This window comes from Acidovorax sp. NN32 (genome assembly GCF_057597245.1).
Genome location: NZ_CP199679.1, coordinates 5,048,093 through 5,068,716, shown reverse-complemented (window position 1 = coordinate 5,068,716; position 20,624 = coordinate 5,048,093). Strand labels below are relative to the sequence as shown.

24 protein-coding genes are annotated in these 20,624 nt (G+C 66.7%); 16 read left to right on the top strand and 8 right to left on the bottom strand.

Translation table 11 applies throughout. The features are described 5' to 3' along the window. Positions 1–25 precede the first annotated feature (25 nt). The 4 genes from ACT89O_RS23490 to ACT89O_RS23475 all read left to right on the top strand — a co-directional run bounded on the left by ACT89O_RS23490 (position 26) and on the right by ACT89O_RS23475 (position 2,430). Positions 26–802, top strand: coding sequence for a helix-turn-helix transcriptional regulator (locus tag ACT89O_RS23490; RefSeq protein ID WP_176887491.1), 777 nt, complete (start codon positions 26–28; stop codon positions 800–802). A gap of 115 nt (positions 803–917) precedes the next feature. Beyond that, positions 918–1,520, top strand: a complete 603-nt coding sequence (locus ACT89O_RS23485; RefSeq protein WP_487261344.1) for a YbhB/YbcL family Raf kinase inhibitor-like protein — start codon at positions 918–920, stop codon at positions 1,518–1,520. Between the two features lie 71 nt (positions 1,521–1,591). After that, entirely contained in the window at positions 1,592–1,942 is a 351-nt protein-coding gene (locus tag ACT89O_RS23480; protein WP_431151188.1) for a DUF4124 domain-containing protein, read from the top strand. 149 nt (positions 1,943–2,091) lie between these two features. After that, on the top strand, positions 2,092–2,430 hold the full coding sequence (locus ACT89O_RS23475; RefSeq protein ID WP_426305583.1) for a DUF2834 domain-containing protein: 339 nt from the start codon (positions 2,092–2,094) through the stop codon (positions 2,428–2,430). Here the strand turns inward: ACT89O_RS23475 and ACT89O_RS23470 are convergent. Further along, a complete protein-coding gene (locus tag ACT89O_RS23470; RefSeq protein WP_431151187.1) occupies positions 2,391–3,233 on the bottom strand; it encodes a helix-turn-helix domain-containing protein in 843 nt (280 codons plus the stop codon). The genes ACT89O_RS23475 and ACT89O_RS23470 overlap by 40 nt on opposite strands. Positions 3,234–3,362: 129 nt before the next feature. Between ACT89O_RS23470 and ACT89O_RS23465 the strand changes: the two genes are divergently transcribed. Beyond that, positions 3,363–4,121 carry a tyrosine-protein phosphatase gene (locus ACT89O_RS23465; RefSeq protein ID WP_431151186.1) on the top strand — a complete coding sequence of 253 codons (759 nt, stop codon included), beginning with the start codon at positions 3,363–3,365 and terminating at the stop codon, positions 4,119–4,121. A gap of 781 nt (positions 4,122–4,902) precedes the next feature. Here ACT89O_RS23465 and ACT89O_RS23460 read toward each other — a convergent pair. The 3 genes from ACT89O_RS23460 to ACT89O_RS23450 all read right to left on the bottom strand — a co-directional run bounded on the left by ACT89O_RS23460 (position 4,903) and on the right by ACT89O_RS23450 (position 8,134). Beyond that, entirely contained in the window at positions 4,903–6,252 is a 1,350-nt protein-coding gene (locus ACT89O_RS23460) for an MFS transporter (protein ID WP_487261343.1), read from the bottom strand. Positions 6,253–6,570: 318 nt separating this feature from the next. After that, complete coding sequence (locus ACT89O_RS23455) at positions 6,571–7,215, bottom strand: NADPH-dependent F420 reductase (protein ID WP_487261342.1); 645 nt, start codon at positions 7,213–7,215, stop codon at positions 6,571–6,573. A gap of 82 nt (positions 7,216–7,297) precedes the next feature. Then, the gene (locus tag ACT89O_RS23450; protein ID WP_487261341.1) at positions 7,298–8,134 is read right to left on the bottom strand and encodes a pirin family protein; all 837 of its coding nucleotides are present in this window, start codon (positions 8,132–8,134) and stop codon (positions 7,298–7,300) included. A gap of 116 nt (positions 8,135–8,250) precedes the next feature. Here ACT89O_RS23450 and ACT89O_RS23445 point away from each other — a divergent pair, with 116 nt between their 5' ends. The 3 genes from ACT89O_RS23445 (at position 8,251) to ACT89O_RS23435 (ending at position 11,182) form a co-directional block, all read left to right on the top strand. Continuing rightward, positions 8,251–9,171, top strand: coding sequence for a LysR family transcriptional regulator (locus tag ACT89O_RS23445; protein WP_487262901.1), 921 nt, complete (start codon positions 8,251–8,253; stop codon positions 9,169–9,171). Positions 9,172–9,243: 72 nt separating this feature from the next. Further along, positions 9,244–10,653, top strand: coding sequence for a DUF2130 domain-containing protein (locus ACT89O_RS23440; protein ID WP_487262900.1), 1,410 nt, complete (start codon positions 9,244–9,246; stop codon positions 10,651–10,653). A gap of 187 nt (positions 10,654–10,840) precedes the next feature. Beyond that, positions 10,841–11,182: a DUF1330 domain-containing protein gene (locus tag ACT89O_RS23435; protein WP_055400741.1), complete on the top strand. Its 342-nt coding sequence runs from the start codon at positions 10,841–10,843 to the stop codon at positions 11,180–11,182. 32 nt (positions 11,183–11,214) lie between these two features. On the opposite strand, the gene ACT89O_RS23430 is transcribed toward ACT89O_RS23435, so the two are convergent. Beyond that, positions 11,215–11,814 (bottom strand): flavin reductase family protein, encoded by a 600-nt coding sequence (locus ACT89O_RS23430; RefSeq protein ID WP_487261340.1) that lies wholly within the window; start codon positions 11,812–11,814, stop codon positions 11,215–11,217. A 173-nt stretch (positions 11,815–11,987) separates the two neighbouring features. On the opposite strand from ACT89O_RS23430, the gene ACT89O_RS23425 reads away from it, so the two are divergent. After that, a complete protein-coding gene (locus ACT89O_RS23425) occupies positions 11,988–12,377 on the top strand; it encodes a VOC family protein (protein WP_055401124.1) in 390 nt (129 codons plus the stop codon). A gap of 40 nt (positions 12,378–12,417) precedes the next feature. Here ACT89O_RS23425 and ACT89O_RS23420 read toward each other — a convergent pair whose 3' ends face one another. Then, positions 12,418–13,104, bottom strand: coding sequence for a Vgb family protein (locus ACT89O_RS23420; RefSeq protein WP_487262899.1), 687 nt, complete (start codon positions 13,102–13,104; stop codon positions 12,418–12,420). A 120-nt stretch (positions 13,105–13,224) separates the two neighbouring features. After that, on the bottom strand, positions 13,225–14,460 hold the full coding sequence (locus ACT89O_RS23415; protein ID WP_487261339.1) for a helix-turn-helix domain-containing protein: 1,236 nt from the start codon (positions 14,458–14,460) through the stop codon (positions 13,225–13,227). 124 nt (positions 14,461–14,584) lie between these two features. Here ACT89O_RS23415 and ACT89O_RS23410 point away from each other — a divergent pair, with 124 nt between their 5' ends. The 3 genes from ACT89O_RS23410 (at position 14,585) to ACT89O_RS23400 (ending at position 16,750) form a co-directional block, all read left to right on the top strand. Continuing rightward, entirely contained in the window at positions 14,585–15,193 is a 609-nt protein-coding gene (locus ACT89O_RS23410) for a methyltransferase domain-containing protein (RefSeq protein ID WP_487261338.1), read from the top strand. Beyond that, positions 15,190–15,969 (top strand): tRNA-uridine aminocarboxypropyltransferase, encoded by a 780-nt coding sequence (locus ACT89O_RS23405; protein WP_228897222.1) that lies wholly within the window; start codon positions 15,190–15,192, stop codon positions 15,967–15,969. Before ACT89O_RS23410 ends, ACT89O_RS23405 begins: the two co-directional genes overlap by 4 nt. Positions 15,970–16,327: 358 nt before the next feature. Then, positions 16,328–16,750, top strand: a complete 423-nt coding sequence (locus ACT89O_RS23400) for a hypothetical protein (RefSeq protein ID WP_055401120.1) — start codon at positions 16,328–16,330, stop codon at positions 16,748–16,750. 150 nt (positions 16,751–16,900) lie between these two features. Here ACT89O_RS23400 and ACT89O_RS23395 read toward each other — a convergent pair whose 3' ends face one another. After that, positions 16,901–17,749, bottom strand: coding sequence for a hypothetical protein (locus ACT89O_RS23395; protein ID WP_487261337.1), 849 nt, complete (start codon positions 17,747–17,749; stop codon positions 16,901–16,903). A 191-nt stretch (positions 17,750–17,940) separates the two neighbouring features. On the opposite strand from ACT89O_RS23395, the gene ACT89O_RS23390 reads away from it, so the two are divergent. The 4 genes from ACT89O_RS23390 (at position 17,941) to ACT89O_RS23375 (ending at position 20,539) form a co-directional block, all read left to right on the top strand. Continuing rightward, a complete protein-coding gene (locus ACT89O_RS23390) occupies positions 17,941–18,819 on the top strand; it encodes a PA4780 family RIO1-like protein kinase (protein ID WP_121421549.1) in 879 nt (292 codons plus the stop codon). Between the two features lie 63 nt (positions 18,820–18,882). After that, positions 18,883–19,365, top strand: a complete 483-nt coding sequence (locus ACT89O_RS23385) for a GNAT family N-acetyltransferase (RefSeq protein ID WP_487261336.1) — start codon at positions 18,883–18,885, stop codon at positions 19,363–19,365. A gap of 162 nt (positions 19,366–19,527) precedes the next feature. Beyond that, positions 19,528–19,779, top strand: a complete 252-nt coding sequence (locus tag ACT89O_RS23380) for a hypothetical protein (protein ID WP_055401112.1) — start codon at positions 19,528–19,530, stop codon at positions 19,777–19,779. 184 nt (positions 19,780–19,963) lie between these two features. After that, positions 19,964–20,539, top strand: coding sequence for a DUF1439 domain-containing protein (locus ACT89O_RS23375; protein WP_121508226.1), 576 nt, complete (start codon positions 19,964–19,966; stop codon positions 20,537–20,539). The last annotated feature ends 85 nt before the right edge of the window (positions 20,540–20,624 follow it).

Below are 20,624 nucleotides of genomic sequence, written 5' to 3'. Positions count from 1 at the left end.
CGCTTGAGCCCCAGGGGAAAGAACGATGGGCGAAACCGCACTGTCCTTGCAGATAGCCACCACGGTCCACCACCGCATCCACACCGTCACCGTACGCATGGATTCGGTGGGCTGGGTGGTCTCGGGCACCAAGCACCTGGTCACGCCCGGCGGCGGCCACCGCTACCCCCGCGGGCGGGTGTTTGTGCTGCCGCGTGGCGCGCAGTGGGAGGTGGTGAACGACCCGGCGCCCCAAGGCCGCTATGTGGCGCGGCTCCTGTGTTTTGCGCCCGAGTTGGTGGAGCAGTTTCACCGCCAGTTTGGCCAGTTTGCAGCCGTCCCGCCAGTGCAGGGCTGCGCAGGCCTGGCGGCCGACGCCACCTTTGAAGACAGTTTCACGCGCGCCGTGGCCGCGCTGGAGAGCGATGCCAGCTCGCAGGCACTGCGCGAACACCGCGCGCTCGAAGTGCTGCTGATGCTGGCCGAGGCGGGCATCGTCTTCGCCCCGCCGGGCGAGCTGGGCTGGGCTGAGCGCGTGCGCCGCCTGGTCGGCCCCAGCCCGCAGGCCGACTGGACGGTGGAGCGCATCGCCGCCGCCTTTGCCACCAGCGCCAGCACCCTGCAGCGCCGCCTGGCGCAAGAGGGCGAGACCGTGAGCCAGTGTCTGCGCGATGTGCGGCTGGAGACGGCGCTGGTGCTGCTGCAAAGCTCCACGCTGCAGGTGTCCGAGATTGCGGCCCGCTGCGGCTATGAATCGCACAGCCGCTTCAGCGCGGCCTTTCGCGAACGTTTCGGCTTTCCGCCTTCGCAGCTGCGGCCCTGATGGCTGCGGCTGACGCGCAGCGCACAGCCATTGACGCCGCCGGGCCAATGCGAAGGCGCGGCGCGCAGCACCATCAAGCCCTTGTCTCACACCGCTACTGCAAGGAGCTTTTCGGATGACCCACCCACTTTCACGCCCTCTTCGCGTTGGCGCCGCCATCGCGGCACTCGCCACCATCGGCTTGGCCCCTGCCGCCCACGCCCAGGCCTTCGCGCTCACCAGCCCCGACTTTGCCGAAGGCAGCACACTGCCCCCGCGCTTCGAGTTCAAGGGCTTTGGCTGTGCGGGCGACAACCAATCACCCGCCCTGCGCTGGAGCGGTGCGCCCGCAGGCACCCAAAGCTTCGCCGTCACCGCCTACGACCCCGATGCCCCCACAGGCTCGGGCTGGTGGCACTGGTCTGTGGTCAACATCCCCGCCAGCACCACCGAGCTGCGGCCCGACGCGGGTGCTGCCGGCGGCGCCAAGCTGCCCGCAGGCGCCAGCCATGTGCGCATTGACTACGGCGTGGCCGCCTGGGGCGGGGCCTGCCCGCCCGAAGGCGATGCGCCGCACCGCTACATCTTCACCGTGCATGCGCTCAAGGTGCCGCGCCTGGACCTGCCTGCCGACGCCACCGCCGCGCTGGCCGGCTACATGATCAACGCCAACAGCCTGGGCAAGGCCACGCTCACGGCGCGCTACGGGCGCCCTGCGGCCAAAGGCAAGCAGCCGTGATACCGCGTGGTCGGGTGGGCGTCGTGATGTTTTAAGCTTGGTGGTCACCCACCACACCACAGGCCCACCCCATGCGCAGCACCCGCGAACGCACCCTCTGGTCCATTCTGGCCGCACTGCTGCTGGCCGCCGCAGCCGCCGCATGGTGGACAGCCGACCAGTGGCTGCCCCACGCCGGGCCATGGACCGAGCAGGCCTGGAAGAAGATCACCCGCCCCGGCCCCGACACCTTGCCGCCCGGCAGGCAGCAGCCTGCCGCACAGGCCCGCTCTGCGAACAATGGAGCGTCTGAGCCCGTGGCCCCGCAGCCGCGCAAGTGCGTGAAGGACGGCCGCACGACCTACACCGACCAGCCCTGCCCCAAGGGCACGCAGGAGCTGCCGGTGGATGGCGCTGTGACATCGCTGCCGCGCGCGCAGTAAGTTCATGAAGATGGCGTGCAGCGGCTCGTCCGCCGGTGCGAGGCATGTCGTTTTTTTCCTAGCCCGCCAGGGGGCTGCGCGGATTCAATCGGTGCGTTGATTCACTACCCAAGGCCTCTCTCTTTCTCTTGAGAGGGCCGCATGCACCGATGCAAAACCACACCCACCTGCGCGCATTTTTTCTTCTGCTGGCCCTTCTGGGCCTGGCCGTCCCTTGGTACTTCAACACCGTGTATTTTTTGGCGGGCGGCAGCGTGATGCCCGACGTTTTCTGGCGCGATGCCTTTGCCAATGCATTGACCACCGGCATCACCCTCGACGTGTACCTGGCCGCCGTGGCGTTCTCCGCCTGGGTGGCGGCAGACCGCAGCCTGGGCGCGTGGCGCTGGGCTTACATCGCCGCCTGCTTTGGCATTGGCCTCGCGTTTGTGATGCCGCTGTACCTGGCTCAGCGCTTGCGCGTGGGCTCCAAGGGTGGGGCAGGTTGATTCGGTAGGGTCTGCGCCCCAATCTGCAAGGGCCAGTGTGCGGTCAGCGGGCTGCGCGTGCCCTGCACCAGGGCCTGCAGCGGGTGGCCCGCCAGCCTGCGCACATCGCGCGCCATGTGCGACTGGTCGTAGTAGCCCTGGTCGGCCGCCAGGTCCACCACCGGGCCGCCGGGCGTGGCGAGGGCGTTGCCCAGCGTGCTGTTCAGCCGCGCAATCACCTGAAACTGCTTGGGCGCCATGCCCCAGTGCGCCACAAAGCGCCGTTCAAACTGCCGCTGGCTCAGGCCCATGTGCTGATTCGCGCCTGGGGCATCGTCGTGGGCCGCCTGCAAGAGGGCCAGGGCTTGCAGCCGCCGTGCTTCACACGGTGACGGAGGCGCGACCAGCTGCCGGACGAACTGGCACAGCACCGTAATCCGCGCGCCATCATTCTGCGCAGCATGCACGCCGTGCTCCACCTCGGCCCACCCAGGGCCCACCAGTTCTGCCAGCGGCCGCAGCGTGTTCACCAAACCGCGTGCGCTGGCAAACAGTGCCGCCGCAGCTTCAGGCCGCAGCACCAGCCCCACGGCCCGCACCGGCCCACCGTGTTCGTACACCGTGGCCGTGGTGCTGGCGCTGATCCAGGCCGCTGGCGGCACCAGTGCGCCCCGGCAATGCACCTGCCCGGCCAGCCGCACCACCAGCATGCTCGACACCATCGCCGGAAAATGCGACTGCGCCAGCTCCGCCGGGGCGTCGACCACCACCCCCGCCATCAGCCAGGGCTGCAAATCAGAGGGCACGGGCACAAAACGCTGCATGCCCGGATTCTGCACACGGTCGCGCCCCGCGCATTGCACCAGCCACCCGTGCGACACGCGCCTGCCGCACTGCCCGACTATCCTTGTTGCTTCAGCATTCCTATCCACCGCACACCTGTGCCACGCACCATGCAGCAAGAGCAAGCCCCCACCCGATCCCTCCCCCTAGCAGGCGCCACCAACTTTCGGGACCTGGGCGGCTACACCGGCCACGGCGGGCGGCCCGTGAAGTGGCGGCGCATCTTTCGCTCGGACCACCTCGCCGCCCTGACCCCCGAGGACCAGGCCCTGCTGGCCCAGCTGGGCGTGGCCCGCGCGGTGGATTTTCGCGGCAAGGCCGAAAGCGCCGCCTATGCCTACGCGCTGCCCGGCATCGCCTACCACCCGCTCGCCATCGAACCCACCGTGGTGCAGCGCGCGCTCGACCTGCAGCGCACCGGCCGCCAGCTCACCGCGCAAGACGCCGTGGGGCTCATGCAAGACACCTACCGCGGCTTTGTGCACGACAACGCCCCGCGCTTTGCCGAACTGTTCAAGCTGCTGCTGGCCAGCGACACCCCCACCGTCTTCCACTGCACCGCTGGCAAAGACCGCACCGGCTTCGCCGCCGCCCTCATCCTGCTCACCCTGGGCGTGCCGCGCGACGTGGTCATGCACGACTACCTGCTCACCAACGCCCTCTACCGCCGCCCCGAAGGCATGGGCAGCCACGCGCCCGAGGAAGTGCTGGCCGTGCTGTGGCGCGTGCAAGAAGAATTTCTGGACGCCGCCCTGCACAAGGTAGACACCGAGTTCGGCGGCCTGCAGCCGTATCTGGTGGACGTGCTGGGCGTGGACGCCGCCGCGCAGACAGAGCTGGCGGGCCGCTATCTGCAGGCGGCGGTGTAGCCAATTCGCACCAAGACCCCGAAGAATCGCGCGGCACCCTGTACGTGGGTTTGTGCCGTGCAAATTCCGTTTGCTATCAAAGCAGAAGCTGCCAATGCAATGCAGCAAGGCGATAGAGCCATGTTGGCTGATTCTTTTTGCCGTACTCTCGCCCCGCACAACCCGCCGTACCTACCAACTTTCGCAGGTTGTGCCGTGCTCCCTCACCCCCTACAGTCAAGTAACAAATGCACACAAGGGCGGGAACAGGGAGGAGAGGCTGACAGCAAAGGCGACAGACAGGGTTGCTACTAGCACCGGGCGCATACCTTCGGGATGAAGGCATGCAGCCTGGTGAGAAGCGCCTTGCTGAGCAGCCCGAACACAGGGTCGAAGGCAACGACGACCTGCTCAGGGACCGCAGCTGCTACTGCGGTCCCGTGGGGCCCCGGCAGGTGCAGGCCGATAAAAAATCGGGTTGCACCTGCCGGGGCCTGTTGAGCGAATGCTGCAGCGCTCAATTGCTCATAAATCAATAGCTTCTGGCGCTTGACTACCAAGCGCTAGATGCCTATTTGATCGAAATTTTCAACGAAATGAAGGCGGCGCAGGGCCAGCGAGCCCCTAGTGCGGTGTTGCACGCTATCCGGCACTTAAAACCGCGTCTTTTCGGCCAGGGTTGCGTTGCAAATCCGCGCGATACCTACGGGTATCGCTGTGGTTTGCGCCTTGCCCTGACCAAAAATCCATCGGTTTTCAATGTGCCGTCAAGCGTGCAACACCACACTAACGCCCGCCACACTCACCCCGCACTGGTCTGCACCCGCCCCCCAACCGCACCCTGGCGCCGCACCCGCCAGTACAGCCAGCCCATGATCGACAGGTTCAGCAGGTTCCACCCCATGCCGTTGATAAACGCAGCCTGGTAGCTGCCCGTCACGTCAAAAATCCAGCCCGACATCCAGCCCCCCAGCGCCATGCCGATCAGCGTGGCCATGATCACCGCGCCCACCCGGGCGCCCGCCTCTTGCGGCGCGAAATACTCGCGGATGATGATGGCGTAGGCGGGCACGATGCCGCCCTGAAACAGCCCGAACATCGCCGAAATCACATACAGCGGCACCAGCCCGTCAAACGGCAGAAACAGCATCAGCCCCACCCCCTGCAGCGCCGACCCCAGCAGCAGCGTGCGCACGCCGCCAATGCGGTCACAGATCACGCCCGACACCAGGCGGCTGACAATGCCGCACGCCAGCATCAGCGACAGCATCTCGGCCCCCCGCGCCGCGCCAAAACCCAGGTCGGTGCAATACGCCACGATGTGCACCTGCGGCATCGCCATGGCCACACAGCACGCCACGCCCGCCACGCACAGCAGCAACTGCGCGTGCACCGGGCGCAAGCCAAACGGGCGGCTGCGGTCCAGTGCCAAGGGAACCAAAGGTGCGGACGCAGTCGCTGGTGAAGCAGCAGCACCCAACGCAGCACCCCCTGCCGAAGGTGACGACGACGCAGCCGCAGCTACATCCATCAACACCATCGGCGCCCGCTGGCGCATGCGCAGCGCCAACAGCAGCATGCCCGCGCCACACACCAGCCCCATCAGCACATAGGTCTGGCGCCAACCAATGGCTTCGATGCCGTGCTGCACGATGGGCGGCCACAGCGCACCCGCGATGTAGTTGCCACTGGCGCAGATCGCCACCGCAATGCCGCGCCGCTTGTTCCACCACAGCGCCGTGTCGGCCATCAACGGCGCAAACGTGGCCGAGCTGCCCACCAGCCCCATCAGCCCATGCGCCAGCCCAAAGCCCCAGATGCTGCCCGACAGCCCCGCCCACACAAAGCCGCCACACACCGCCACCGCCCCCGCGCACAGCACCGGCATCAGCCCATGCCGGTCCGCCATCCGCCCCGTCCACAGCCCGCCCAGCCCCAGGCACACCATCATCAGCGTGTAGGGCAGCGACGCATCCGCGCGGCCCACACCGAACTCGGCCTGCACGGCGGGCAGCACCACCGACACCACATACATGCTGCTGTTGCCCAGCACCACGAGGCCTAGGGTGGTCAGCAGTCGCCAGGCGGCTTGGGGTGAATCGATGAGGGATGCGGGGGCGGCGATGTGTGCAGAAGCAGGGGTGGTACGCATGCGGTGCAATTTAACCCTGATCTGCGCCTAAATCCGCTCCTTCAACGCATCCACATGGCCAATGATCTCGATCATCTTCCCGCTGGTATTCAGTGTCCATCGCGGTCAGCGCCACCTCCAGCGTGTTGTCATCCAGCGATCCAAAATCCAAGTCTCACAGCGCCACACTCACGGGGCTGAGGGAGTCTGCCCCGACACCTCCTCCATGGATACCAATTCGGCGGTGACCAGCGCTTGCAATAAATGCCTAGACCCCAGGTACCTTGGACTAGACAAGGTGCACCTGGGGCCCTGAAAGTGCTTGGGCAGGCACCCCGCTCAAATCTTGATGAACTGCGTGCTCGACAACGCGCCAAACGGCAGCTCCGACAAGCGCCCGCCCACCGCCAGCGTGCCCAGGTCCACCGGAAAGTAGCCGATGGCGTCTAGCACCTTGCGCACTTCGGCCTTGGCGGCGGCATCGTCGCCCGCATAGAACATGGCGCGCTGGCCGCCAGACACTTGGGGCTGCGCCAGCACGTTCACGTCCAGGTGGTTGAACGCCTTGACCACGCGGGCGCCCGGCACGAATTCGCTGAACACTTCGCTGGACGAGCGCCCGCCCAGGTCGATGGCCTTGATGCCGTAGGCCGCCAGCGGGTTGGTGGGGTCTTGGGCGTCGGGCGAGTTGGGGTCCAGAAACGCCACGGGGTTGGTGCCGTCGATGACGATGCGGCCGTTCCACGCAGGCAGGTTGTGCAGGGCCTGGCCCAGGTCTTCCCAGCGCACGGCGATGAGCACGATGTCTGCGGCTGCGGCCTCTGCCACAGTGCCCGCCTTGATGGTGGGGCCCAGTTCGGCCACCAGCGCGGCCAATGATTCCGGACCGCGCCGGGTGGAGAGGGTGGCCGACAGGCCCTTGTTGGCCAAAGCGCGGGCCACGTTGGAGCCGAGAGCGCCAGAACCGATGATGCCGATGTTCATGATGTTTTCCTTGTTGAAATGAAGTGGGTTGAAGTGAGGTGGAAGGGGTGAGGTGAGAAAGCGTGATGGAAGGGCCGGACGACTACCCGAGCCGCCCGGCCTGGCGCAGTTGCGTGGCAATGCGCCGGATTTCTGTGGAGCCCTGTACCAGTGCCGCCGGGCTGGTGTGCACCGAGTAGCGGCCCATGACAAGGTCGTGCGGGTGCGGCACGGCAGAGCCCAGCACAAAGCTGGTGGCCTGGGTGGCCACAAAGTCGATGCCCTGGCTGCTGGGCTCAAACGCCACCAGATCGCCTGCGTCAATGGCTTCGCCTGCAGTGAGTGCGCCGGTAGCCACCGCCGCCCACGCCACGGTGTGGCCTGGGGGCGGGGTGTAGGTCCAGCGTTCGCCCTGGGCCAACTGCACGGCCAGATAGGTCATGCCCTCGGGCGCCGCCACGGGGCTGCGCGCTGCGCCGTACTCGCCCAGCAGCACCCGCACCGGGCCCACCTGGGGCACCAGTTCGGGGGCCAGGTACTGGCTGTGGGCGGGGGCGTTTTCCAGCGCGGCGGGCAGGGCAACCCACAGCTGAAAGCCCCGGCCCAGCGTGTCGCCCACGGGGGCGCCGGTGTGCCATACGCCGTTGCCCGCCCGCATCCATTCCACACCGCCCGCAGGCAGCAGGCCCGCTTGGCCGGTGCTGTCTTCGTAGCGCACATCGCCTTCTGACAAGAACGTGACGGTGGCGATGCCCGAGTGCGGGTGCATGCCAAAGCCCTGCTGCGCGGCGCCGGGCTGAAAGTGGACTAGGTCCAAAAAGATGAAGGGCTTGAGCACCTGGCCCAGGTCCCCGGGGCTCATGAGACGGGTGATGGGGCCGTGCGCGGTGCCACGGGTGCGGTGGGCGATGGCGCGGGGGGCTGTGGCGGGTGCAGACATCAAGAGAACCTTGGAGGTGTTGAACTGATGCCTGTAGCTTAAAAATTCATCGATTGATTGACTAGATGGTGCAATATGATTGAACTCGTCCATTAATTGAATGAATGAGCACTACCATGCTGGATCTGAACGACGTGGCCATCTTTGTGCAGGTGGTGCGCTGTGGCAGCTTTGCCGAGGCCGCGCGCCGCCTGGGCGTGCCGCCCAACACCCTGAGCCGCCGGGTGCAGCAGCTGGAAGCGCAGCTGGGCACCCGGCTGATGCAGCGCTCTACCCGCCATCTCACGCTTACCAGCGCGGGCCAGGTGTTTCTGGAGCGCTGTAGCGGCGCGGTAGAGGGGCTGATGGATGCGGGCGAGGAGTTGCTGGCAGTGAACCAGGAGCCCAGTGGCCTGGTGCGGGTGGCGGCACCGGCCGATTTTTTTGATTTCTTTGCGATGGAGTGGCTGACCGAGTTTCTGGCAGCGCACCCCAAGGTGCGGGTGGACTTTGTACTGAGCGACGGGCGCGCCGACCTGATTGCAGACCGGATTGATGTGGCCCTTCGGGGCGGCATCCTGGAGGACTCAAGCCTCTTTGCCCGCAAGGTGCTGGATGCGGGAAACGACGGCCTGGTGGCCAGCCCGGCCTACGTGGCCCGCCAGGGCGTGCCGGACACGCTGCAAGACCTGGCAGGCCACGACTGCCTGGTGTTCAGCCACCCCAGCGGCAAGGCCGCCTGGCGCGTGACGGGACCGGATGGAGCGCAGGCCGAGGTGCAGGTGGCGGGCCGTTTCAGTGGCAACACGGCGCAGGCCTTGCGCAAGGCCGCGCTGGCGGGCCTGGGCATTGCACTGCTGCCCTCCACGCTAACCCAGCGCGATCTGCGCGCTGGCCTGCTGGTGCCCGTGCTCCCGCAGTACCACCGGCAGGGCCACGGCGTGCACATGGTGTACCCCAGCCGGCGCTACCTGCCCTTGGCGGTGTCTGCCTTCATGGACCTGGTGATCGGCAAGATGGGCGCGATGCAGGAACTGCCGCCGCAGACCTGCGGCTGATGCAGCATGAATCCGCTCATGCTCCTGCCCGCTATGCTCCCCACCCAACCAAACAAGACCACGGTGACCGCCATGCACGACATCATCTGCCCCCACTGCAACAAGGCCTTCAAGGTGGACGAGACCGGCTACGCAGATATCCTCAAGCAGGTGCGCGACGCAGATTTCCATGCGCAGTTGCACGAGCGGCTGGAGCTGGCCGAGCAGGACAAGCGCAATGCGGTGGCGCTGGCGCAAGCCCAGGTGGCCAATGAGCTGCAGAAGGCGGCAGCCGCCAAGGATGCACAGATCCAAGCTCTGAAGGCGCAGTTGGATGCGGGCGCGGTGGAGCGCGACCTGGCGGTGGCGCACGCCCTGAGCGCGGTAGAAAAGCAGCGCGATGCGCTGGCCAATGAGCTGGAGCGTGCGCGGCAGGCGCAGCAGGCAGCGGACCAGTTGGCACAAGCCCGGCTGGCGCAGGAGCTGCAAGGTGTGGCTGCCCAAAAAGACGCGGAGATTCAGCAGCTGAAATCGCAGCTGGAAGCAGGCGAGGTGGTGCGCAGGCTGGCGGTGACCGAGGCAGTCACGGTGGTGGCGCGGGAGCGCGACGAGCTCAAGAACGACCTGAACCTGGTGGTGGTGAAAAAGCAGCTGGAGGAGACCGCCATCAAGGAGCAGTTCGCCCTGCAGCTGCGCGACCGCGACGGCGAGATTGCGCGGCTGCGGGACATGAAGGCGCGCCTGTCGACCAAGATGGTGGGCGAGACGCTGGAGCAGCACTGCGAGACGGAGTTCAACCGCATCCGCGCCACGGCGTTTCCCCGCGCCTACTTTGAGAAGGACAACGACGCGCGCAGCGGCAGCAAGGGCGACTACATCTTTCGCGACCTGGACGAGGCGGGCAACGAGATCGTTTCGATCATGTTCGAGATGAAGAACGAGAGCGACGAGACGGCCACGAAGAAGCGCAACGAAGATTTCTTGAAAGAGCTGGACAAGGACCGCACTGAAAAGGGCTGCGAGTATGCGGTGCTGGTGTCGCTGCTGGAGCCCGAAAGCGAGCTGTACAACACCGGCATCGTGGACATGTTCTACCGCTACCCCAAGATGTATGTGGTGCGGCCGCAGTTCTTCATCCCCATCATCACGCTGCTGCGCAACGCTGCGATGAAGTCGCTGCAGTACAAGTCGGAGCTGGCGCTGGTGAAGGCGCAGAACCTGGACATCACCAAGTTCGAATCGCAGCTGGAGGAGTTCAAGGGCGCGTTTGGGCGCAACTGGCGCCTGGCGTCAGACGGGTTCGAGGAGGCCGTGCGGCGCATTGACGAGGCCATCAAGGACCTGGAGAAGACCAAGGAGGCGCTGCACAAGTCGGCCAACAATTTGCGCCTGGCCAACGACAAGGCCGAAGACCTCACGATCAAGAAGCTGACCCGGGGCAACCCGACGATGGCGGCCAAGTTTGCAGAGCTCAAGCAGGTGGGGCTTTTGGACGGGGAGTGATGCAAGAGCATCGCGGCGCCAAACCTTGACCTCTGAGGTAATCGCCAAGCGGAGCGCCTTTTTCTACAGTGGTCCTCGCGGGTCGGTTGCCAGCGTAAAGCGCATTGAAGACGCGCGCTGCGTCTGTGCATACACATCGAAACCGCAGCCAACCAACTCACTGAGAGACCAGAAAGGAGCCCCAAATATGTCTGCCTATGCCGTTGGCCTGTTGAGCAATCTGCAGTTCGGCCCCGATATCGTCACCTACCTGCAGCGCATCGACGCGACCCTCACGCCTTATGGCGGGGCCTTCCTCGTGCATGGCACCCGGGCAGAGGTCAAGGAAGGCGTGTTCGATGGGGACTGCATCATCATCAGCTTCCCGGCCATGGAGCAGGCGCGTGCCTGGTACGAATCGCCAGCCTATGCCGAGCTGATTCCACTGCGTGCGCAGCACGCGCAATCCACGGTGTTTCTGCTCGATGGGGTGGCGGAACCGAACTACCGCGCAGAGTCCTTGCTGGCCAAGCTGGGGGTCAAGGCCTGAATGCTCCTCCGGGCACAGACACGGGCCCGGGGCTACACCGTCACCGACGCCCCCGTCGCATAAAACTGCCCACCCGCCACGTAGTGCAGCGTGCGCAGCGCATCGGGCGCGGTGTCGAACTCCCAGTGCCCGTGGCGGAACACGCGCTCGTCCGCCCAGGCGGCCACTACTTCGCCGATAAACAGGTCGTAGGTCTGCTGGTTGTGGGGCTCGGGGATGACGCGGCACAGCAGCCAGGCGGCGCAGCCCTGTACCAGCGGGGTGGCATGGCCAGGGGCGTGGAACAGCTCCACGCCGTGTTGCTGCAGTTTTTGGGGGTGGGTCTTGGCGCTGTCGGTGCCAAGGGCTACGGTCATCGCCGCCATGGGCAGGGTGGGCAACTGCAATGCGAACTCGCCGCTGGCTTCGACCAGCTCGCGCGTGCGTGTCGCTTTGTCGAGCACCACCGTCACCTTGGGCGGTGCAAAGTCCAGCGCACAGGCCCACGATGCAGCCATCACGTTGTGCTGGCCCGCATGCTCTGCCGACACCAGCACCGTGGGGCCGTGGTTGAGCAGACGGTAGGCCTTGTCGAGGGGGACGGGGGCGATGTGGGGGATTCGGGGCGAATGTTGTGGGCTGGGTTTGCTCATGATTTCATAGCTGGTGGCGCTTGTTGGATAAGCGGTAGATGGCATTTTGATCTGAAACCAGACTGCCGTGTGTGGCCGTGTCGCCAGCGTGCGCGCCGGGTGGGTGTAGGGCCGGTAACATCCCCGGGCCTATCAACCACTGCCCCCCGGGGGCACTACGGAGACAAGAAGCTATGTTCAGTCATGTGATGGTCGGTGTGAACGATCTGGAGGTGTCCCGGAAGTTCTACGACGCGCTGCTCGGCACCATCGGTGTGCCCCCTGGTGTCGCCAACAAAAACCGGTATTTCTACCGGGGCCCCACCGGCACCTTCTGCATCAGCACCCCCATCAATGGCGAGCCCGCCACCTTTGCCAATGGCGGCACCATCGGCTTTGCCATGCAGTCGCCCGAGCAGGCCGATGCGTTCCACGCGGCCGGTGTGGCCAACGGTGGCACCACCTGCGAAGACCCACCGGGCTACCGTGAAGGCCCTGGCGGCAAGCTCTACCTGGCATACCTGCGCGACCCGGACGGCAACAAGATTTGCGCGCTGCACCGCCCACCCAAGCCAGCGGCGTGACGGCCGGGCCGACCGGCTCAGCGCATCGGTTTTCTGATCTTCAAGCGGGCGTGTGTGCGCCGGGCCGACGCACGGCGCGGACCTTGCCGCTGCCGCCACCACCGCAGTAGAACAGCCCGGCCCCATCCGATTCGAGCCCGCTCACACCCACGCCTTGCGGCATATCGAGCTGCTGCAGCACGGCGCCGCTCGTGGGGTCGATGTGGCGCAGGGTGCTTTCTTCGCCCTCCCAGGTGCCGTGCCACAGCTCGCCGTCCACCCAGGTCACACCGGTCACAAACCGGTTGGATTCGATGGTGCGGCGGATCGCACCTGTGGCCGGGTCGATCTGGTGGATCTTGCGGTCACGGTACTGGCCCACCCACAGGCTGCCTTCGGCCCAGGTCAGGCCTGAATCGTTGCCGCCGCCCGGTGCGGGGATGGTGGCCACTACCCTGCCCGTGGCGGGGTCGATCTTGTCGATGCGTGATTCAGCGATCTGGTACAGGTGCGTGCCGTCAAACGCCGTGCCTGCGTCGCACACCACGTTGAGCGTGCGGGTGGTGGCGCCGCTGGCCGGGTCAAAACCCACCAGGTGTTCGCCCGTGGCGGCCCACACGCACTGGCCATCGTGCGTCACGCCGTGGATGGTGCTGGCGCCGCCAAACGGGCCGTATTCGCGCACCACCTCGGCGGGCTGGCGGGCCGCAATGGGCAGGTGTTTGGTGGACGGCGGGGTGCCCGCCATGTCGCTGCTGCAGGCGGTGTCGTGGGTGGCGGTAGGTGTGACTGTGGTCATCTCGGTAGCTCCTGAGGGTAGGTACCCGGTGCACGGCAAGGGCGCTGTGCGTTGGGCGGTGAAGCCACTTTAGGCAATCGGCTGCGCGGTGGGGAGTAACAAGATCGTCGTGAATCCCACCAGGGGCGCGGCCAGCCAGCGGCGTGCGCGCGCCTGGCCGATGGCGCGCACGCGGCCGGTAGCTTCCAGTTCAGCCAGTGCGCGCTGCACGGTGCGCTGGCTGTCGCCCAGGGCCAGCGCCAGGGCGGATGTGGACCATGCCGCACCGTCGGCCAGCAGCGCCACCAGCGCGCCCTGCTCGCCCTCCACCGGCGGGGCCAGCACGGCCACAGTGCGTCCGCCGTGGGGTCGGAGCACAAAGCCGCGCGGCGTGGCCTCCACCCCGGCCAGCGGAGCGATGAGGGCGCGCAGGCGGCCGATTTCCACCCGCAGGCGGGCGCGGTGGGTTTCGTCGGGGTGGCGGGTGCGGAACACGTTGGCAATCAAGGCTTCGCGGTCCACGCCGCCCGGCCACGCGGTAGCCAGCGCGCGCACCAGCGCAAACAGCACAGGGCGGCGTGCCAGCGGGTGCCACACCTCGCCCGCGCGCACGCCGTGGCGACAGGCGTCCACGACCCACAGCGCGGGGGACGCCAGCAGCGCGGCCACGTCGTCCAGCCGCAGCGTGTGCTCGGCGCCGTTCGCAAGGCAGCGCGCAGCGGGCTGTTCGAGCAACGCATGGGCCTGCGCCACCTCGGTCAGCAGCGCGGGCACGCCGGATTGGGCTGCAGCCTGTTGCGCGCGTTGCAGGGCGGTGCGTGCTGCGCCGATGTGCAGTGACCGCAGGGCCAGCTCTGCGGCGGCAAGTTCGGCCACCGCGACAAGGGAAGGGGGCAGCCGCGTTGTGGCGTCGGTGGTGGGAGCGTCTGCCAGCGCAGCCGATGCTTCGTCCAGCTTGCCCAGCAGGATCAGCGTGCGCGCTGCCACCAACCGTGCCTGCAGCGCATTGGCGATGTCGCCGTGGGCCTGCAGCGTAGCCCCTGCCGACATCAGCGCCTGCGCTCGCCCGCCCAGGTCGCGTTGGGCCAGGGCCACCTCAGCCTCGGCCACCACACAGCGGGCGCGGGCCACGGGCTCGTGCGTGCCAAAGCCGCGTGCGGCGCGGCGCAGCAGATCGCGGGCGCGCGGGTGCTCGCCCAGCTGGGCCATGGCAATGCCGCGCAGGGCCAGGGCCGGTGGGTCGTCGCGCAGGGCCACGCGCTGCAGGGCGGCCAGGGCGTCGCCTGCGGCCAGCGCGCGGGCGGCGGCGGAGATCAGCGAATCCATGGCGACAGACTAACGCAGCGTGCCTTTGGGATGGTGTGTGAGAACACGTGGTGGATACTTGGACGCTTCGCACGGTCGCACCATGGGTGGTGCGCATCCCACCAAAAGACACAAGGACCCGCCATTGAAATCCGCCAGCGCCACCACTTTTGACGAGGCCTACTACCAGCGCTTTTACTTCGACAAAAAGACCAGCGTGGTGGACCCGGCGCACATGGAGCGCCTGGGCACCTTTGTGTGCAGCTACCTCAAGTACCTGCGCGTGCCGGTGTCGCGCGTGCTGGACGTGGGTTGTGGCATTGGCCTGTGGAAGGGCATCGTGGCGCAGCATTTTCCAGAGGCCAGCTACCAGGGCGTGGAGTTCAGCCCTTACCTGTGCGAGCGCTTTGGCTGGCAGCAGGGCTCGGTGGTGGACTATGCCGCCGATGCGCCGTATGACCTGGTCATCTGCCAGGGCGTGCTGCCCTACCTGAGCCCGCCGGATTTGAAGGCCGCGCTGCTCAACCTGGGCCGCCTGACAAAAGGCGCGCTGTATGTCGAGGCTGTGTCGCGCGAGGATTTTGAGCGCGACATCATCGACGAAGAGATCACCGACAACCGTGTGTTCCGCCACCGTGCCGAGCTGTACCGGCGCGGCCTGCGCGAAGGCGCCATCGAACTGGGTGGCGGCGTGTGGCTCAGCCGCCGGGCCGAGCTGCCGCTGTTTGCGCTGGAGCAGGCGGGCGGGCAGTGACGGCGACCCCTGTGCCGCCGCCCCAGCCGCAGGCGGTGCCGCACCCGCCCCATGCGGTATCGCGCCTGCGCACCGAGCGCCTGGCTCGCAGCGCCAAGCCCTTCCTGGCCCGGGGCGGCCCCAAGGGCGAGCGCTGCGCGGGCTGCCGACTGGTGCCCAGCCACTGCATCTGCGCACTGCGCCCCGTGCTGCCCACGCGCGCGGGCATGTGCCTGCTGATGGCCGACATCGAGCCGCTCAAGCCCAGCAACACCGGCTGGCTGATTGCCGACGTGGTGGCCGACACCTACGCGTTTGGCTGGGCGCGCACCGAGGTGCACCCCGACCTGCTGGCGCTGCTGGCTGACCCCCAGTGGCAGCCGTATGTGGTGTTTCCGGGTGAGTTTGTGGAGCCCGGGCGCGTGGTCACCCAGGTGGGCAGCACCGAGCCGACGGGCAAGCGCCCGCTGTTCATCCTGCTCGATGCCACCTGGCCCGAGGCGCGCAAGATGTTCCGCAAGAGCCCGTACCTGGACCGTCTGCCCGTGCTGAGCCTGCAGCCCGAGCAGCTCTCACGCTACCACCTGCGCCGCTCCACGCGCACGGACCATTTCTGCACCTCGGAGGTGGGCGCGCTGTGCCTAGAGCTGGCGGGCGAGCTGCAGGCAGCACAGGCGCTGGAGGCGTACCTGGACGTGTTCACCCACCACTACCTGCAAGCCAAGCACCAGCTGCCGCCGGACGTGAACGGGGCGGCGCACGCACGGCTCCGGCTTCTGGCGCAGGGCCGCGGCTGAGAGTCTGAGAGTCTTTTATCCATGCTCGCCTTGCACGCCGAAACGCCCCGGCTCGTCGTTGCACATGCTCGCCGTAGCCCGAGCTATGGCTGTGCTTTGTGCCTAGATCCGAGGCGTTTTCGCGCGCCTTTCGGGCTCGGCTAAAAAACTCTCAGCCTCTGAGCCATCGCCCCTCGGACTGCCGGGCCGCGTGCGTGCATGACCTGTTGCCCAAAAAGCATGCGCTGTTACCGCGTTGTTACAAGCGCTGCACCTGGCCCCCCGCAAAATTCGGCGCTGGCGCCACCACCTCTGGCGCGGCCCGTCTGTCCGGGAGGGGCAGGGGCCTGCACACCCAAAGCCAACCCGTTGGAGAACCATGAAAAACAAGATCCCCCTGTTGCTCGTCGCAACCCTCAGCCTGGCTGTCGCATCGCTGGCCCATGCCGGCAAGGCCGAGCGCGACTTTTTTGCTGCCGAGGTGGCCCCCGCGCTGAAAACCGCCGCCAGCACCCTCAAGCAATCGTGCGGCTGCGATGTGAAGATGGATGTGAAGCAGGACAGCTTTCAGACCGTGGACCATCTGCGCCAGGTGCGCTACGCGGCCGGCACCATCGTGGACAACGCCCCGCGCTACTGCAACGATGCCCCTTCCAAGGCCGCGGTGTGCCAACTCAAGACCCTGGAATTTGCCCGCACCGGCACCACCGCTTTCAAGTTTGCCGCAGGCAAGGGTGCGATCACTCTCGATGAAAGCTCGTACCCCAGCTGGGACATGCTGGCCGCCGAGCTGGACAAATAAGCGCAGACTCCTAGCCCCAAGCAGCGCCCCGACACCACTGTGCGTGGTGCGGGGCGTTGGTGTTTGTGGGCACCGTGAGGTGGCTGAACCGAGGTGCTGCAGTTGCGAACGAATCGCCGTTCCACGTGCCGGATAGCGTGCAACACCCCGCTAGCGTGGGGTGGCACCCGCAGCCACGCGGCTTTGTACCGCCTTGGTGATGCCGTCTGGTTCCAGATACGGGCTGCAGGTCTGGTACAGCGCAAACTTCTTTTCTGCCGACGTACCAACCAGTTCGGCCGACACTTCGGGCGCCGATTTCTTGAGCGCGTCGATGTGGAAGTCGCCCTCTCCCGGGTGCAGCTCCACCGCTGCTTCCAGCATGGCCGCCGCAGCGGCGCGCATGCCTTCTTGCCGGGCTTTTGCCACGCTGAGCGACAGGCCGTTGAACACATTGCCGCAGCGGATCAGGTCGATGGCGACCGCCTTGCGTGCATCGGCCTGCGCAGGTGTTTCCATGCCGTGCGTGCCATCCAGGTAGGCCCACACGTCCAGGGGTGGGGTGCCGGGCGCACACGCCCCCTGGTAGGTGCCGAAAAAGGCCTTCTTCATCATCTGCCGGCCCGCCGAAGTCTGCATGCCGCTGTCGATGACAAGCCGCTCGCCATCGGCGTGTACGGTGAACTGGTACAGGTGCGCGGCGCTGGCGCCTGCGGCCTGGGCAGGGGCGATGCAATGGGCCTTCCAGGTCTCATGGCCGGGCATGGGTTGGTCAGACTCGCTGACCGTGCAGTCCATGCCGCGCTGCTGCATGGCGTTCTTCCAGGCGGGGGCCGTCAGGCTTGCCATGTGCTGCGCTGTCACGCACACCACGGCGGTGCTGCCCAAGGAGTCCGCATAGGCACCCTCGCGGAACCCGGCAGCCGCCGCAGGCTGCGAAACCGCAACGCCCCCGATCAGAAGCCCCACCAACGCAGCAGCGCGCGGGGCGGTGGCGGGGGGCGCAATGGCGAAGGGCATGGGGGGGTCTCCGGGCGGCAGCGCCTGGTACGGCGCAAGAAAAAGAGAAGGCGGTGGAACGGCGGCGTGCCTGGGGGCGGCCCGTCATCACACTGAAAAGCCGTCGGATTGTCGTTCAAGGCCCTGGGCACGCCGTCCTCTTGTGGCCTTGCAACGACAATGGACCATTCCCCCTCTACCGCACTGACCCGATGAAAGCTCCCCCCCGCCTGCAGTCCCTCATTGAGGAAGGCCTGATCGACACCGTGGTCCGGCAGCTCATGAGCGGCAAGGAGGCCATGGTCTATGTGGTGCGCTGTGGTGATGAAACGCGCTGCGCCAAGATCTACAAAGAGGCCAACAACCGCAGCTTTCGGCAGGCGGTGGACTACACCGAAAACCGCAAGGTCAAGAACTCACGCTCGGCCCGCGCCATGGCCAAGGGCAGCAAGTTTGGCCGGCAAGAACAAGAGGCCGCCTGGCAAAGCGCCGAGGTCGATGCGCTCTACCGCCTGGCCGCTGCCGGCGTGCGCGTGCCGCAGCCCTATAACTTTCATGACGGCGTGCTGCTGATGGAGCTGGTGACCGACGCCCACGGTGACGCCGCCCCGCGCCTGAACGATGTGAGCTTTACCCCCGAAGACGCGCGCACCCACCACGCCACGCTGGTGGCCGAGGTGGTGCGCATGCTGTGTGCGGGCGTGGTGCATGGTGACTTGTCGGAGTTCAACATCCTGCTGGCCCACCTGCCGGGCGCAGAAGGTGGAGAAGCCGGCCACGATGGCCCCGTCATCATCGACCTGCCCCAGGCCGTGGACGCTGCGGGCAACAACCACGCCCAGCGCATGCTGCTGCGCGATGTGGCCAACCTGCGCGACTTCTTCGGCCAGTTTGCCCCCGAGCTGCGCGCCACCCAATACGGCCCCGAGATCTGGAGCCTGTACCAGAGCGGCCTGCTGAGCAACGAGACGCCTTTGACAGGCCGCTACGCGCCGCAGCATGTTGATGTGGACATGCAAGCCGTGCTGCGCGAGATCGACGACGCACGCGACGAAGATGCAGCGCGCAGGCTGCGCATGGCGGCGGGCTGAGATTTCTCCACCGCGCTGCGCTGTGGCACCATCGCGCCCCTTTTTCTCTGCAGTTCGCTCGCCATGCCTTCCTTCCACATCCGCAACTTCTGCCCTGGCGACGAACCCGCGTTGCGCGCCGTTTTTCATGCCTCGGTGCATGGCCTTGCTTGCAAGGACTACACCGCCGAACAACTCGCCGCCTGGGCGCCGCTGCACCATGACGCTGCGCAGTGGGCCGAGCGCATGCGGGCCAACCAGCCCTTCATCGCGCAAGCCATTGACGGCGGGGCGATAGCTGGGTTTGCCGATCTGCAGGCCAGCGGCACCATCGACATGTTTTTTGTGGCCCCGGCGTTTGCAGGCCAGGGCGTGGCCCGGGCGCTGATGGCACACCTCCACGCGCAGGCGGTGCAGTGCGGCATCACCCGCTTGAACGCCCACGTGAGCCTGACCGCCGAGCCTTTTTTCGCCGCGCAGGGCTTCGCGGTGGAAGCGCGCCAGCAGGTGGAGCGCGCGGGCGTGGTGCTGCACAACGCGCGCATGGCCAAGGCGCTGAAGAAGTGACTCCTGATTTGATAGCTGGTTACGCTTGCCTATCAAGCGCTAGATGCTAATTTGCCATGTGATTCAGCCACCAGGCTGTGTCTTCGCACCCGCAGGTGCCTTACAGTAGCCGCCCCGCAGCAGACAAACCCACCCACACCGGCCCACGACGGCTGACACCCCATGACCAAAGACCTGGCCCGACAGAACGAACTCAAACCCATGGCGCTGTGCGAGCCCTGCCAGGGCATCCAGCGCAACTGGCGCAAGGCGCCGGGCCACGCCGAGCTGGTGCAGCGCGGCAACCGCAAGGAAGACCGCGAGACGGGCTCCGTCACCATCACCCGCTATGTGTGCGACCGCTGCGGCACGGCGTGGGAGTATGAGAACGACAAGGGCAACCAGAAGGCAGGCTGGTCGGTGGTGGGGCGATAAGCAATCGCATCTCCATGGAGAGAGGTCAGCGTTTGTTGGATAAGCGCCAGCGGTCATTTTGGGTTCCAACCCATGGCTGCGAACGGCTTGCAGGGCTGTGCGAACGGATACACAGCCATGGCCCACAAATGGGGCACCTTTTCATCTCGTGCGTGTCACACAGGCCTATCAAGGAGATAGCCTCATGCTGCACCGCAGACGATTTCTGAGAACCACCGGCAGCGGCCTGGCCCTGGGCAGCGCCGCTTTGCTGCTGGCAGGGCGTGCCGCGTGGGCCCAGCCCAGCTACACCGTGCCGCTCGCGCAGCTGCAGGAGATGGTGGCCACGAAGTTCCCGCGCAGTGTGCCGGTGCAAGGCCTGTTCGATCTCACCCTGCAACCCCCGCGCCTGCGCCTGCTGCCTGAGGTCAATCGCCTGGGCGCCGTCATGGCGGTGGACGCGGCGGGCGCTGCGCTGCGGCGCAGCCACGCGGGCACGTTCGATGTGGAGTTTGCGTTGCGCTATGAAGCCAGTGACCGCACGCTGCGCGCCCACCAGATCAGGCTGGGGCGGCTGGATTTCCCCACGCTCAAACCGGCCGTCACCGAACTGATCAACGCCTATGCCCCCGTGCTGGCCGAACAATCCCTGCGCGAAGTCACCTTGCACCAGCTGCGCCCGCAGGACACGGCCATGTTCGACGGCCTGGGGCTGCAGCCCGGGCCCATCACAGTGACGGCCAAGGGGCTCACCGTGGCGTTTGTGGGCAAGCAGCCATGACGCCCGCTGGGCACGGCTGCCTTCCATCGCCGCAGCGCCGGGGTTAACTCCCTTTCCCCTCGTGGGAGCGGGTGGGGGAGACGGG

Coding starts and splice junctions, on each gene's coding strand:
- ACT89O_RS23475 (WP_426305583.1), top strand. CDS start 2,092: ATGCAAAACCACACCCACCTGCGCGCATTTTTTCTTCTGCTGGCCCTT.
- ACT89O_RS23485 (WP_487261344.1), top strand. CDS start 918: ATGACCCACCCACTTTCACGCCCTCTTCGCGTTGGCGCCGCCATCGCG.
- ACT89O_RS23385 (WP_487261336.1), top strand. CDS start 18,883: ATGCCTTCCTTCCACATCCGCAACTTCTGCCCTGGCGACGAACCCGCG.
- ACT89O_RS23470 (WP_431151187.1), bottom strand. CDS start 3,233: ATGCAGCGTTTTGTGCCCGTGCCCTCTGATTTGCAGCCCTGGCTGATG.
- ACT89O_RS23430 (WP_487261340.1), bottom strand. CDS start 11,814: ATGAGCAAACCCAGCCCACAACATTCGCCCCGAATCCCCCACATCGCC.
- ACT89O_RS23400 (WP_055401120.1), top strand. CDS start 16,328: ATGAAAAACAAGATCCCCCTGTTGCTCGTCGCAACCCTCAGCCTGGCT.
- ACT89O_RS23420 (WP_487262899.1), bottom strand. CDS start 13,104: ATGGCGGGCACCCCGCCGTCCACCAAACACCTGCCCATTGCGGCCCGC.
- ACT89O_RS23480 (WP_431151188.1), top strand. CDS start 1,592: ATGCGCAGCACCCGCGAACGCACCCTCTGGTCCATTCTGGCCGCACTG.
- ACT89O_RS23460 (WP_487261343.1), bottom strand. CDS start 6,252: ATGCGTACCACCCCTGCTTCTGCACACATCGCCGCCCCCGCATCCCTC.
- ACT89O_RS23490 (WP_176887491.1), top strand. CDS start 26: ATGGGCGAAACCGCACTGTCCTTGCAGATAGCCACCACGGTCCACCAC.
- ACT89O_RS23395 (WP_487261337.1), bottom strand. CDS start 17,749: ATGCCCTTCGCCATTGCGCCCCCCGCCACCGCCCCGCGCGCTGCTGCG.
- ACT89O_RS23465 (WP_431151186.1), top strand. CDS start 3,363: ATGCAGCAAGAGCAAGCCCCCACCCGATCCCTCCCCCTAGCAGGCGCC.
- ACT89O_RS23375 (WP_121508226.1), top strand. CDS start 19,964: ATGCTGCACCGCAGACGATTTCTGAGAACCACCGGCAGCGGCCTGGCC.
- ACT89O_RS23455 (WP_487261342.1), bottom strand. CDS start 7,215: ATGAACATCGGCATCATCGGTTCTGGCGCTCTCGGCTCCAACGTGGCC.
- ACT89O_RS23435 (WP_055400741.1), top strand. CDS start 10,841: ATGTCTGCCTATGCCGTTGGCCTGTTGAGCAATCTGCAGTTCGGCCCC.
- ACT89O_RS23380 (WP_055401112.1), top strand. CDS start 19,528: ATGACCAAAGACCTGGCCCGACAGAACGAACTCAAACCCATGGCGCTG.
- ACT89O_RS23445 (WP_487262901.1), top strand. CDS start 8,251: ATGCTGGATCTGAACGACGTGGCCATCTTTGTGCAGGTGGTGCGCTGT.
- ACT89O_RS23390 (WP_121421549.1), top strand. CDS start 17,941: ATGAAAGCTCCCCCCCGCCTGCAGTCCCTCATTGAGGAAGGCCTGATC.
- ACT89O_RS23450 (WP_487261341.1), bottom strand. CDS start 8,134: ATGTCTGCACCCGCCACAGCCCCCCGCGCCATCGCCCACCGCACCCGT.
- ACT89O_RS23440 (WP_487262900.1), top strand. CDS start 9,244: ATGCACGACATCATCTGCCCCCACTGCAACAAGGCCTTCAAGGTGGAC.
- ACT89O_RS23415 (WP_487261339.1), bottom strand. CDS start 14,460: ATGGATTCGCTGATCTCCGCCGCCGCCCGCGCGCTGGCCGCAGGCGAC.
- ACT89O_RS23425 (WP_055401124.1), top strand. CDS start 11,988: ATGTTCAGTCATGTGATGGTCGGTGTGAACGATCTGGAGGTGTCCCGG.